The sequence below is a fragment of the Shimia sp. MIT1388 genome, assembly GCF_047124445.1.
Classification (GTDB): Bacteria; Pseudomonadota; Alphaproteobacteria; order Rhodobacterales; family Rhodobacteraceae; genus Shimia.
Map to the genome: position 1 here is coordinate 1680722 of NZ_CP138921.1, position 13128 is coordinate 1693849.

At 56.5% G+C, this 13128-nt stretch carries 13 protein-coding genes; 2 read left to right on the forward strand and 11 right to left on the reverse strand.

Annotation, left to right across the window (positions count from 1 at the left end; all coding sequences use genetic code 11):
• Nucleotides 1-2: 2 nt before the first annotated feature.
• The 9 genes from SIB92_RS08255 to SIB92_RS08295 form a co-directional block, all read right to left on the reverse strand.
• On the reverse strand, nucleotides 3-1217 hold the full coding sequence (locus tag SIB92_RS08255) for a DUF3300 domain-containing protein (RefSeq protein WP_412555342.1): 1215 nt from the start codon (nucleotides 1215-1217) through the stop codon (nucleotides 3-5).
• Between the two features lie 252 nt (nucleotides 1218-1469).
• Complete coding sequence (locus SIB92_RS08260; protein WP_412555343.1) at nucleotides 1470-2087, reverse strand: exonuclease; 618 nt, start codon at nucleotides 2085-2087, stop codon at nucleotides 1470-1472.
• Nucleotides 2088-2179: 92 nt separating this feature from the next.
• Nucleotides 2180-3352, reverse strand: a complete 1173-nt coding sequence (gene nagA, locus SIB92_RS08265; RefSeq protein ID WP_412555344.1) for an N-acetylglucosamine-6-phosphate deacetylase — start codon at nucleotides 3350-3352, stop codon at nucleotides 2180-2182.
• Between the two features lie 148 nt (nucleotides 3353-3500).
• Nucleotides 3501-4400: an ROK family protein gene (locus tag SIB92_RS08270; protein ID WP_412555345.1), complete on the reverse strand. Its 900-nt coding sequence runs from the start codon at nucleotides 4398-4400 to the stop codon at nucleotides 3501-3503.
• A complete protein-coding gene (locus tag SIB92_RS08275) occupies nucleotides 4393-5094 on the reverse strand; it encodes an N-acetylmannosamine-6-phosphate 2-epimerase (protein WP_412555346.1) in 702 nt (233 codons plus the stop codon). The genes SIB92_RS08270 and SIB92_RS08275 overlap by 8 nt, the downstream gene beginning before the upstream one ends.
• 2 nt (nucleotides 5095-5096) lie before the next feature.
• A complete protein-coding gene (locus tag SIB92_RS08280) occupies nucleotides 5097-6371 on the reverse strand; it encodes a TRAP transporter large permease (protein WP_412555347.1) in 1275 nt (424 codons plus the stop codon).
• 2 nt (nucleotides 6372-6373) lie between these two features.
• On the reverse strand, nucleotides 6374-6850 hold the full coding sequence (locus SIB92_RS08285) for a TRAP transporter small permease (RefSeq protein WP_412555348.1): 477 nt from the start codon (nucleotides 6848-6850) through the stop codon (nucleotides 6374-6376).
• A 66-nt stretch (nucleotides 6851-6916) separates the two neighbouring features.
• Complete coding sequence (locus SIB92_RS08290) at nucleotides 6917-7876, reverse strand: sialic acid TRAP transporter substrate-binding protein SiaP (RefSeq protein ID WP_412555349.1); 960 nt, start codon at nucleotides 7874-7876, stop codon at nucleotides 6917-6919.
• A 45-nt stretch (nucleotides 7877-7921) separates the two neighbouring features.
• The gene (locus tag SIB92_RS08295) at nucleotides 7922-8671 is read right to left on the reverse strand and encodes a FadR/GntR family transcriptional regulator (RefSeq protein ID WP_412555350.1); all 750 of its coding nucleotides are present in this window, start codon (nucleotides 8669-8671) and stop codon (nucleotides 7922-7924) included.
• A 223-nt stretch (nucleotides 8672-8894) separates the two neighbouring features.
• Between SIB92_RS08295 and SIB92_RS08300 the strand changes: the two genes are divergently transcribed.
• Nucleotides 8895-9791: a dihydrodipicolinate synthase family protein gene (locus SIB92_RS08300; protein ID WP_412555351.1), complete on the forward strand. Its 897-nt coding sequence runs from the start codon at nucleotides 8895-8897 to the stop codon at nucleotides 9789-9791.
• Between the two features lie 270 nt (nucleotides 9792-10061).
• On the opposite strand, the gene SIB92_RS08305 is transcribed toward SIB92_RS08300, so the two are convergent.
• Nucleotides 10062-11726, reverse strand: a complete 1665-nt coding sequence (locus SIB92_RS08305; RefSeq protein ID WP_412555352.1) for a flotillin family protein — start codon at nucleotides 11724-11726, stop codon at nucleotides 10062-10064.
• A gap of 42 nt (nucleotides 11727-11768) precedes the next feature.
• The gene (locus SIB92_RS08310; RefSeq protein ID WP_412555353.1) at nucleotides 11769-12455 is read right to left on the reverse strand and encodes a YqiJ family protein; all 687 of its coding nucleotides are present in this window, start codon (nucleotides 12453-12455) and stop codon (nucleotides 11769-11771) included.
• A 53-nt stretch (nucleotides 12456-12508) separates the two neighbouring features.
• Here SIB92_RS08310 and SIB92_RS08315 point away from each other — a divergent pair, with 53 nt between their 5' ends.
• Nucleotides 12509-13048 carry a hypothetical protein gene (locus tag SIB92_RS08315; RefSeq protein ID WP_412555354.1) on the forward strand — a complete coding sequence of 180 codons (540 nt, stop codon included), beginning with the start codon at nucleotides 12509-12511 and terminating at the stop codon, nucleotides 13046-13048.
• Nucleotides 13049-13128: the final 80 nt, after the last annotated feature.

Here is a 13128-nt window from a genome sequence, read left to right on the forward strand (position 1 = left end):
GCCTATCTCCCTCTACGCGCGCCTGCCGCCGCGCGGCCTCGAGACGCTGCAGCGCCCGCTCTGTGAGACGAGGCGCGTTTCTTCATCGCCCCACCATTGGTGGGGGCTGCCTGCCGTTTTGGCGCGACTTTGGCCTTGGCCTGCGGCGTTTTCGGCCGCGGGTTGGCCCGCTGCGGTGTCTTGTTGGTGGTACGTTCGACGGCAGCTTTGCGGTCGGCTGCGGACGGGCTTGAAGGACGCTCAACACCCGCGCGAGGAGTTTTGCTCTTGGAAATATCCGCAGCGCCACTTTTCTTGGCAAGGTCAGAGCGCAACTTGTCACCGCGATCAGGCTTGGCCACCGGCAAAGAGGTGGCGCCATCATTGCCGCGCTTGCGTGCAATCGTGTCGCGCGCTTCTTTCTGTCGCGCGTCACTGGGCTTCCACCCAACGGTATTGCGGTCCCCGATGTTGACGTCACCATCTATGTCGATGTCGATGTCTGGATTTCGAATGATGGGCCGACCATTCCACCCACCGCAGTTTCGGCACCCCCAATAGTCATGCCAATGGTCATCATCGTCGAAGATTTCATCTATGAGAGCAAAAGCGCCAAAAATCAGCAATCCCGTGGCCACGGCATCGCCAACATCGGAGGAATTTTCAACATAGACGGTCTCCGTGTCATATTGCGGCACATAAACAACTTCAGGGTCCGTGGGCTGAATGACAATTGTTTCGGTGTCTCCTTCCTGAACCACTTCTACAGTCTGCTCATCACCACTGACCAAATTGCCAGCCTCGTCTGCCGCTTGGCGCTGCACTTGCACCGCCGCCATCACGTCATCGCTTTGTGCCAGCATGGCGTTTCCGACCGTTTCCGTCCAATCAATATGGGCTGCCATATCTTCGAGAACATCGGGAAAAGCCGTCGCCAGAACCTCTACGCTATCGTCCCAATCCTCCGCTTCAATGAGCGGCTTCAACTCTTCTTGCGAAACGCCGGCATTGTCCTCAAGGAACATATCCGCCTTCACCACCTCCAGCGGAAAGGTTGCGGCAACCAACACCTGAATAAGCAGGGTGTCCGGATACAGCGCCACTGGCGCAACAAGCGTTTCAAGCTCTTCCGATCGCAGTAGGTCGCCCTCTTGGTCTTCGCCAGACTGCGTGACCGCCCCGGACGGGGTAAGCAAAATGACAGATAACAAAATAGATTTTAGCTTTATGTAGCGCATTCTTAGCCCCTAAAAACAGTTGCCAGCGCCTCACGGTATGCCGACCTCTGCCCCGAACCAAGAACTTTCGCAAAACTTTCGACAGCGTGCTCCTGTCTCGAAATGTGCAGGCTAGCGCAAACCTAAAGCCGGACGCGGCACCCTGTCCGGCACGCCATGGATCGCCTTCGTTCCCTCATCTGTCGCTCGAGCCATGGCGCGCGACACCCAATCCGAGCTGTTTATCTGTGATGAACCGTCAATCTCACAGGCCTAGTCCACCTGCGCCAAATCCCCGGCGCAAATGATCCCTTCCTTCAGAAGATGCAAGACCGCAGCACTCAACGACATCGCATCATCAAGCGCGTCGTGATCGCGAAGATCTGCCTGGTCTATGCCAAAAAATGCGGACAGTGCCGCACTGTTGGTTCTTGCAATGTCCTGTTCCGTCATGGCCGATTTTTGAAAGACCGATTTCAAATTGGAAAACCGTTCAGCCGCAATCTTGGGTGTGACACCCTGCACAAAACAGCTGATGCCCAAGGCAAAAAGCTCGTCTTTGCCCCAGCTCCACAAGTGACCGCCTTGTGAAAACCTGTCCAAGGCCTCCAGCGCCTCTGATAATTCCATGCCTTCTGATCGCAGGCGTTCATTGCTTATGCCCGTCAAGGCCACGAAATACGGATCAAGCTTGCAGAGCTCTCCGTGCCTGTTCCGGGGCAACACAAGCACCTCAAGCTTGTCGGTGACTTCGACCGGATCGTCCAAATCAACCAAAACGGCCCCAATCTGAACCAGCAATGGGTCTGGATCTTCCGCGGCAGACCAAAGCCGATGCATGGCGCCGTCGCGGGACAAATACTCTGTGTCAAAAATGACCAGCTTTGACATTCAATCTCTCCAACGCGGAATTAGTTTTCGCCACGGTTGATTGGACAATTCTGCATGCGCAACGTGACTCCGATGACACATGTGTGTCGGATTCAAGCTGACATACCAAACATCTCCGGGACGCCGTCGCGCATGACCCCGACACATTCCAGTTCCCCAGACAAAAACGTCATGGACGCGTTGAAATCAGGGGTGACTTGCCCGTGGGTGTCCTGAAGTCCAACCGCCCGCGCCGGGTTCGCACTCGCAAACTTGGCAGCCGTCCCCAAGGCCGCCCCGGCGAGGCTTGACACATTTGCCACGGCTTCCGCCATCGTCAGATGCGCGCCACCAATGGTGCCGTCCGCCCCGGTCAATCGCCCCTGGGCCAACGTGATACGCGTGCCGTAAAGCATCATCTCCTGAGACGCCCCGTTCATTGTCTGCATGGCATCTGACACCAAACACAAATGATCCGGCAGCGCCTTTACCGCCAGGTCCAGGTTTTGCGGGTGCACATGATACCCATCCGCAATGATGCCCGCGAAAAAGTCGCCACCGCCAATCACAGCACCCACCACGCCAGGCTCCCGCGGTGTGATCTGGCTCATCGCATTGAACAGATGTGTAACACCGGTAACCCCCACCTGGCGCGCGCGCCGCATATCCTCAAACGTTGCCTCTGAATGCCCCGCAAAAAGAATGATGCCGCTATTGCTGAGTTGCTCCAGCAGTTCCGGCTCTTGCTCCTCTGGCGCAATCGTCAAAACGATCTTCAAAGCCGCGGCGGCCTCGCGCAGCACATCCACATCGGCCTGGCTTAAGGGACGAATGAACTCCGGGCGATGAATGCCAGGCCGCCTCGGGGAAATGAATGGCCCCTCAAGGTGCAGCCCGGCAACTCCCGGCATCGCCTGTGCGACAGCCTCAGTCGCAATATCAAGAGCTTGGCGGTAATCGCTGCCCGGTGCCGTGGTAAAGGTCGGAAAGATGTGGGTTGCTCCCCCGCGCGCAGACGCCGCCACCATCGTTTCAAGCCCCGAAAGGGACAGGTCAAAATTGAACTGAACGTCTCCGGCACCGTTTATTTGCAGATCAATAAAGCCCGGCATCACAATGGGAATATGAAGTGCGTCGGAGGGCACCTCGCTTGCGGGCACGTCTTCCAAGACTGACGCAATTCGGCCCTCGGACACACAAATCAACGTCTGTGATTTTCCGGCCATCGAAACGCCATCGTACAATACATCGGCATACACACTGAGTTGGTTCTCGGAGTTAGCCATACGAGATCCCGTTTTCCCGAGCGTCAGAGGGCACCGGCTGATAGCATCCGCCAAACGCCAGCGCCCAGGTCGCGCCTTCATCTGGGATAACCGCACTATGTTTACGCATGTGCGCTGCCCTCATAGGATGTCTTAGCGGTCAGTGTTTTCAAGACAACGCCCCCTTGCCAACAGCAGCCGACAAAGCGCCAAACATCGCGCTGTGCTTGCCCAGACCGGCCGGCACGACGTCCGGCCGAAATTGCGCGGGTTCCTCCAACAAATACCGCCGAACGCCGGCCAAAAAGCCTTCGGCCATGCCAACACCGCCGCCCAGAACAATGCGTTCAACGCCCAATACCGCCGCCAGGTTGGCACAAAGCTCCGCAATTGCAGCGCAGGCATCCTCAAACAGTTTTTGCGCCCAGGATTCCCCTGCACGCGCGATCTCAAAGACCGCGCCACACGACAGATCTCCGTGTCCTATTTCAGCCGCCATAGCCTCAATCGCGCGGCCGGACGCGATGCTTTCATAAGTGCCCACGCGCCCGCACCCACAGTGTCGCCCGCCTTTCCGGCTCACCATGGCACCGACATGGCCCAACATACCGTTTGCCGAGTGCAGTGGTTGCCCGTTCAACATAAACCCCGCCGAAATGCCTGTGGAAACAGTAAGATAAGCTAAAGACGGGACGCCCTGACCTGCCCCATATCGGTATTCCCCAATGGCGGCTGCCTGCGTATCGTTTAAGGCAACGACACCTGCCCCAAGCACGTCGGACAGAAATTTCACCAGAGGCAGCTTGTCGAGGTCCTTCAAAATGGCATGGTTCACCGAGGACCATAGGCCATGATCGTCAAGCTTTCCGGCCACCGCCACACCAATCGGCGCACCGGGCGTATACCCAATTGCGCGCGAAATATGCGCCAGGTCCCGCACCAGAACATCAGGCCCGTCTTCGCTTCTGGTTTTGCGCACAAGCACGTCCTGAACCTCGCCACCCACAATCGAGACCGCTGCCAGCTTGGTTCCCCCCAGGTCGACCGCATATCCGTCTAAATCAGCCAATCTGCATGTCACCATTGTCTTGGTCCCGCTTTTGCAAAGCTTCATGGAATTTGTTGGTATTCACTTCCAGACGTGTGAGAACCGTGCCGACGGTCACACAATCCGCGCCAGCGTCCAGTGCCATCCGGGCCCATTGCGGCGTGTCATAGCGCCCTTCCGCCATCACAAACCGCTCCAAGGCGCGTAACTCCGAAACAAACTTGAGGTCCGGAGCCCCGTTGTCGCCTGCGGTCTCCACCGTGTACCCCGACAACGTCGACCCGAGGATTTGCGCGCCATCTGCGACAGCCGCTCTGGCATCCGCGATTGTGGCGCAATCGGCCATCCCAAGGCATCCCCGCGCCGAAATCTCCTGCACGAGCTCCGCGCAGGCCGTGGGCCGCACGCGCTCCGTTGCGTCATAGGCAATCACATCGGCGCCTGCCTGCGCCAAATCCACAACGTCTTGCACCCATGGTGTGATACGCACCGGACTGTCATTCAGGTCACGCTTCACGATGCCAATAATCGGCTGCGTGATACCGGCCCGCACAGCCGCCACATTGTCCGCGCCCTCGATGCGCACACCAACAGCCCCGCCAGCAATGGCCGCTTGGGCCATGGCCAAGATGATGTCGGGTCGGTCCATCGGGCCGTCATCCACCGGCTGGCAGGACACCACCAACCCGTTTTGCAGTTGTTTCAGTATCGTCATGCCTACCTCATCAAACTTGGCAGGCCAGTGGCCAGGATCGGGAAGGTACACACTAGGATCAGGACGATTAGCGGCGGCAACAGCCATGGCAGAATGGCTTTCGCCAAGCGCTGATAGGGTATCTCCCCCACCTGAGCGACCACAAACAGGGCCATCCCCATCGGCGGCGTCAGGATCGAGATCATCAGATTAAGCACCACGATGATGCCAAAGTGCACCGGATCAACGCCAAAGCCCAAGGCCACGGGCACCAGAATGGGCACCACCACCAGCAGGATCACCAATGACTCGATGAAGGCTCCCAGCACAAAGATCATGATGTTCACAGCAATCAGAAACGTCAGTTTACTGTCCGCGATCGCCAGAAACAGGCTGGCAATCTGCTGCGGCGCCTGTTCGCGCGCCAGCACCCAGCCAAGCAACCCAACACCGGCAATGATCGTGGCGATCGCGGACGAGGTCACCGTGGTGTCGTAAATCGCATCCCACAGCCGCCGGAACGTGAGTTCGCGGTAAAACAGCAGGTCGATCAGGATGGCATACAGCACGGTGATCGCCGCCGCTTCGGTTGGCGAAAAATACCCGGAGAAAATGCCGCCGACGATGACAACAGGCGTAAGCAAGGCAGGGAGCGACTTTACAAACATGCCTGCGATCTCGCCGGCGGGCTTCACGGGATCCGTCGGATATTCTCGCTTGCGGGCAATAAAATAGACCATGCACATCAGGGCCCCGGCGCACATAACACCTGGCACAATGCCGCCCAGAAACAGCTGTCCGATGGATGTGTTGGAAATCACCCCGTACAGAACCATCGTGATGGAGGGGGGCACAAGCGGGCCAATCATCGACGACGCTGCGGTGACGGAACCGGAGAATTCATCGTCATAACCGGCTTTGCGCATGGCTTCGATTTCCATTTTGCCAAGGCCGCCAGCGTCGGCAATTGCGGACCCCGACATGCCGGAGAAAAACAGAGAGGCGAGAACATTCACATGGCCCAGCCCCCCCGTGATATGCCCAACCAAGGCACGGGCAAAGCCAAACAAATGATGGGTGATCCCGGCAGAGTTCAAAATGGCCGCAGCCAGAATGAACAGCGGCACCGCCAACATGGGAAAGCTGTTAAGCCCATCCACCATGCGTTGGGCGGCAAAGGTCAGACCAAGGCCGGAATAATAGAAGTAGCCCATCGACACAAAAATCATGCCAATGCCAATCGGGACATTCAGCAGGACCAGCAGGAGCCAGCCCACAACAACACACAATAGCACCATGGTCAGGCCCCCTCTTGTTCGACAGAATTGAATGACGTGATGTTTTGGAGCAGGCGCCAGAAAATGCGGTGTACAATCAACACAAGCGCCACAAAGGCGGAGGCGTAAAGAACCGCATCCGTTGTCGGCAGCGTCACCGTTTCATTGTTCCATGTGCGCAGGATTGTTTTGTAGGCGATCCAGACAAGATGGCTGGCCAAAGCGATGTAGACAATGTCGACAAGGATCGCCCAGGTTTTCTGAACAATCGCCGGGAGCAGGTCCATCAAGAAACCCATGCGCAAATGCGCATCGTCCCGCTCAACCGTGCCGATGCCGATCAGGGCCATCCAGACCCAAAGCCACCGTGCAAGCTCCTCAGTCCAAATTGGCCCGACCACCAAATTGGTCCGGCCAACAATCTGTAACACCATGATAAAAAACAGAACGATAAACAAAACGGAGGCCACAGAGGCTTCAAAACCGTATTTTCTTTTCATTCTTTCCGCCCCAAGAGTAGAGAATTGGAGGAGGCGTCGCAGCCTCCCCCAACAGCTTTTCGTGGCTTATTCGCCGCGCACTTTTGCGATTGCGCCCGCGCCGAACTCACCTTCCAGCTCATCGTAGTACGGCTTCATCGCCGCACGGAATGGGGTTGTGTCAGGCTCGGTGATGGTCAAACCACGCTCTTTGAACGTGTCCACCAGCTTGGCTTCGGCTTCAAACGTCAGGCTGTCGGACACTTCGCCACCTTTGGCAACGGCGGCCTGAACCCAACCTTTTTCTTCATCGGAAAGATTGTCCCAAGTGGACGTCCCAATCTGAATGGCGCCCGACGCAATGAAGTGGTTGGTCATCGCGATGTGGCTTTGCACCTCATAGAACTTCATCGCCTCAATGGTTGGCAGCGGGTTTTCTTCCGCATCGACCTGATTGGTTTGCAACGCAAGATACACTTCCGCAAAGGCAACCGGAGCCGGTGTGGCGCCCGTGTTTTCCGCATAGGCGATCAGGAACGGCACGTTTGGCGTCCGCAAACGCAGGCCAGCCATGTCATCCAACGAGTTGATCGCGCGGTTGGAGGTGGTTTGGCGGGTGCCATAGTACCACACGTCCAGCAGATGAATGTTGGCTTCATTCATCTTCGTCGCCATGTCCTGCCCCCAAGGGCCAGCCACAATTTCCTGCAGGTGATCAAAGCTGTCGACCACATAAGGCGCGCCAACCAGTTTCAACTCAGGAATGATGTAAGACATGTCCGGATAACCGGTCATCACCATGTCGAGCTCGCCGGCCTGAACCTGGGCCACCATGGCTTTGAAATCGCCAAGCGAAGAGGATGGGAAGAGATTGACTGTCATCTCACCGCCGGAGGCTTTTTCAAGCTCTTCCTTAAATGCGAGCGCACCTTGGTACACATTGGACACTTCATTGTCCTGCATCCCAAACGTCAGGGTTTTCTCGGCAAAGGCCGCACCTGACATCAACAGAGAGACAACCGTCCCGGTGATTAGTTTATTCAGCATCTCATATCCTCCTTGCTGTGTGTTCGCGGCCTCGCGCCGCATTTTTTAGGCTTCCTCGATTGATTGCGTCTCTGAGAGCAGCGACTTGGGCGCAGCCAGTCGAGACCGGTAGGACCGCTCAAGATGGCTGTCCATTAGCTTGGTTGCGGCGACGACATCCCCGTTCAGCACCGCTTCATAGATCGCGCGGTGCTCCTCATAGACCAGCGCGTCCATGTGGCGGGGGCTTGGAGAGTTGGGGCGATGTGCCAACATGGTGCTCACAAACATGTCGTGCAGCTTCAAAATGATCGGATTGCCCACCACGGCAACAATGGAGCGGTGAAACGCAATATCGGTTGCAGGGAAGTTGTCGGTCCCCACCGATTCCAGATTCTTCTCCAAAGCAGCCTGCATCTTGGCCACCTGGATGTTGGACGCGTTTTCTGCCGCCACCCGCACCGCACCGGCCTCAATAAACTGACGCATTTGCTCTAGGTGAGCCGCACTTTCGGCATTTCCGAGAATTTCGCGAATATGGTCACCGGCAAGCGTGAAAACATCCTCCAGAGACGGCGTCGTGACACGCGGACGCTTGCCTGTGCCTGTCGAAAGAAACCCACGCATATGCAGGTTTGACAGCGCCTCACGTACGGTCGGGCGGGATGTGGAAAACTGGTCACATAACTCCCGCTCCGTTGGCACTGCATCGCCAACCGACAATGTTCCATCCTTGATCTGAGCAATAATTGCTTCAGCGATCCGGTCCGCGGTCCGCTTTGGGGTGTCGGGTCGAATTTCCTTTTCTGGCGACATTCCAATCCTCCTGAGCCTGATGGGTCTTAGTGACAAACGACCTAACAAAAGGATCGCCGGACCACCACCTGAGCTATCAACTTGTGTCATTTGGTATTTCCAAAAATCATTTTTGTCAAACCATACTTTACCAAGGATTCATTTTGGGATACCAAAACATCGAAATGGAGTCATCGGGGCGACCAGACCTCCCCAATGAACGCACAGCAATCATGAGGAAATTATGGGTTATTCACTTGGAGGCATGTACGCCGCACTGTTGACAGGCTTCTCTGACAGCGGCGCTTTTGATGCGGACCGGCAGCGGGCAATCACCGAATATGTCCTAAGGCAAGGATTGCAGGGACTTTACATTGGCGGCAGCAGCGGCGAGTCGGGGTTGATGTCCACCGACGAGCTGCATGAGCAGCAAGAAATCATTGCGGCAATGCCAGCGGCCCGGACATCCCACGTGATCGCGCATGTCGGGCAACCAAACACCCGCGATTCCATTGCTTTGGCGCAGTCGGCAGCGACATTGGGCTTTGACGCTCTATCCGCCCTGCCCCCGCACGCCTACCCGTTTTCCGATGAGGAAATCTTCCACTACTACGCGGAGCTGGCCGCCGCGACATCCCTGCCACTGATTGTCTACGAAGTGCCGGTACGCACAGGCCGACCGCTGCCGCTTGAGCTTCTGCAGCGCATTTTGGACTTACCAAACGTAGCGGGCATCAAGTTCACGTCAACGGACCTTTTCAAACTGTCCATGCTGCGCAGAAGCCGCCCGGACAAAATCTACTTTTTCGGATTTGATGAGATCTTTGCCGGGGCCGCTGCCCTGGGCTGTGAGGGCGGGATTGGCACCACCTACAACGTGCTCGGAAAGCTATACGTGGAACTCTTTAAAAGCGTTACGGCATCCGACCTTCAAAAAGCGCGGCAACTGCAAGACACGTCCCAGCGCTTTGTCGAAGTTCTCCTGCAAACCGGGGTCATCCCTGGCGTCAAAGCCGCCCTGCGTGCCATCGGAGTCGACGCCGGTTTTGCGCGCGGCCCATTAATCGAACAGGACAACAAGGCCGAGCAAACTGTCGGCGCCTTCCTGCGCGAGGAGCAAGTGCAACCCTGGTTGGCCTAAACACAACAACCCAGCTGGGCTGCCCCTGCCCCGCCCGGACCACTAAGGACGCTTCAATAAAACACAAACCAGAGACTTCGGTCTCTGGCAAAACTCAGGGCGGCTCCCCGTCGCCCTGTCAGACCTACGCCCGCGAGCAGTCCCACCACTTCGGCCAGCGGGCTTACATCCCCGAGATGGCCAGTACTTCCCAACTATGGGAGCGGACCAATTCACCGAGTGGAGGATCAAAGGCCTCGCCCCCCTTATGGGCGAGGCCAATTGACATGGTTATTCAGCGGCGGGCTTGACCGTCTCGTCTTCAGAGGCTGGATTGCCTTTGGGGACATCCAAAACGTCATTGGCAACAGCCCCCAGTCCGTTTTCCAGGCTTATGCCCAGTTCTTTTCCCAGCGCTTGCATGGCTGGCATCTGCAAAGCCATGCCCAAAACGGAATCCAGAGCCTGGTTGACCGGTGTACCACTGGCACTTGCCGCGTCTCCGCCATTTGCCCCGCCCATGCCGGTCACCTGGTGAATCTTGATGGAGTCAATCTTTTCGGCCGGCTTAACCATCTGCGCAATGATGGCAGGCATGGCTTCGAGCTGCGCAAGACGGATCTTCATCGCAACGATTTCGGCGCTCAACTCGTTCTCGGAATTGGCAATCGCGGTCTGCCCTTCCGCTGTTGCCAGCAAATCAGCCTTCTTCGCAGTCGCCCGAACCGTGACGGCATCCGCGTCTGCTTGCGCTTCTTCCAGTTTCGCGGCCGCGCGATCGCTTGCCGCTTCTTTTTCCGCCTGCGCCGACAGACGGATGGCGGTGGCCTGGCGCTCGGCTTCTTTCTGGGCTTCGATCAAGGCGATTTGCTTCAGACGCTCAGCTTCTGCCACAGCACGCGCTGTTTCGATGGCTTCGGATGCCTTTTTGGCTTCTGCCCGGGCGTTATCTGCTGAGGCACGCGCCTGACTCTCTTCTTCGGATTTCTGAGCCACAATGATCTGACGCTCCTGATCCGCAACTTCCAACTCACGCTCTTTGGTGATCTCCGCCTGACGGATGGCGCGCTCGCGTGCAATTTCAGCTTCGCGCACGGCCTTTTCCCGTTGAATGCGTGCCTCTTCTTTTGCGCGGTCCGACGCTTCCTGATTGCGGGCGATCTGAGCTTCCTGCTCCGCTTGCAGGGTTTGAATCTCTTCGATTTGCTTGATTTCGGCCTGCTTCTGATCGCGTTCGATCTGGTACTTGCGCTTTTCGGCTTCCATCTCGGACTGAGCCACAGAAACATCTGCTTCGGCTGTGATTTCCGCGCGCTGCTTGCGTGAGGTTGCAATCACAGCGGCCAGCTTCTGCATACCCACTGCGTTGAAGGCGTTGTTTTCATCCAGTGATTCAAACGGTGTCTGGTCCAGGGCGGTCAAGGACACGGCCTCAAGCTCCAAGCCGTTTTTCAACAGGTCTTCGGAAATGGCATTCTGGACTTCCTGCACAAAGCTGGCGCGGTTTTCATGCAGCTCATCCATGCTCATTTGAGCCGCAACAGCCCGCAGACCATCCACCAGTTTGCCTTCGATCATCTCGCGCAACTGCTCGACGTGGAACGTCCGGTCGCCCAATGTTTGTGCCGCGCGGGAAATGCCGTCCTCGGTGGCATTCACAGACACATAGAATTCCACGCCAACATCAACACGCATCCGGTCTTTGGTAATCAAAGACTGTTCGTTTACACGTGCGACTTCAAGGCGGAGCGTTTTCATGTTCACCTTGGAAATCTCATGCAGGAAGGGGACCACAATCGTGCCACCGTCCATAATGACCTTACGCCCACCGGACCCGGTTTTGACAAGACTGGTTTCACGTGTCGCACGTTTGTAAAGGCGAGCCATGATAAGGCCGATAAAGATGAGCAGGCCAACAATGACGCCAGCAATAACTGCAATGGAAATCAGATCCATAGGGAACTCCTTATAAGATTAAGTGTTGTGGGAAAACGGGCTTCAGATGACGAAGAACTTGTCGCCGCGTTTCCGTATAAGAGTGACGTCAGCGCCTTTTTCAAAACGGTCGTCATCGTTGAGGGGTTCGACACGCAGGTAGTGCACATTGCCGTGACGGTCTTTGATCTTGACCTCCGCAGGCTTACCCCGTGAGGCCGTGCCTTGTGTGATGATCCCGTGATATCCCCCCAGGTGGCGGGCTCTCAACGCTGTGGTCTCGGTTTTTGGCATCAACAGCGCGACCCAATTTGCGATGACACGCGTCACGGCAAGCGCCGGAATTGTCACGATTACGACGGCCAATACCGTTGCGAGTTGTGCCCCCATGAGGTTGCTTGCCACCGCTTGCAGGATAAGCCCGAACAACCCAAACATGGTCAGGAATGACACGAGCCAGATCAGAACCGGTACGTCTCGTGCGCCGAGCCATGTAAATAGGCCCGCGTTTGTGCCTTCTGCTTCAGGGATATCTGCCCCATCAAAGCCGTCAGCCATATCGACACCGGCCTCGATCTCTGCTGAAAAATCAAAGTCCAGATCAGCATCGATATCCGGGGCGTCGGTTCCCATGCCCAGGATCGACCCACCGAGTAGTGCTGTGACAATTTCCAACAGGAACAGGCCCAGAACCACCGCAAGGGCGATAGAAAACGGGACAGCCCCCGCGGATGTAAGAAGTGCGTACATGAATTTCCTTTCAATGCTTACCTAGTGCATCCTCGGGTTGATTTTAAGTATTTATGTGCAAATTTTTTGAATTTGTAAAATTCTTGATGGTCAATTATGTTGAAAAGCACATCTGCACCTATGGTAAGCTAAATCAAATGCCCGATTTCATGGAACAACGACGTTTGGCGCGACTTCTTGATCGGACCGCGAAGCAATTTGATGATGTTGAAATGCCGCAAAAGGGATGGATCGCTACGATGCGGCGTGCCCTGGGGATGTCCGCGGACCACGTGGCCCGACAGAAAGGCGTCAGTCGGAACGCAGTGTATCAAGCCGAACGCAGTGAGAAAGACGGAGCGATCTCGCTCAAGCAAATGGAACAGCTTGCAAAAGCGATGGGCGGAACCTTTGTCTATGCGATTGTTCCAGACGACCGAATAGATGCGATGAAGTATAAGCAGGCCAAGTCGAAAGCCCTCGGCATGATCCGTGATATCCCGGGGGCGGTGGATTGGCCCGTCGACGAGCAGCAAGACTGGATAGACGATAAGGCTGCGGAGCTTTTGCATGACATGCCAAGTCATTTCTGGGACAATGGCACAAACAGCTAAGCTGCACCGCTCCCTACATGTGCCATGCTTTGCATCGTTTTCTCGGGTCTGTTGAGAGCCGGATCTGGCCGCAGGATTGT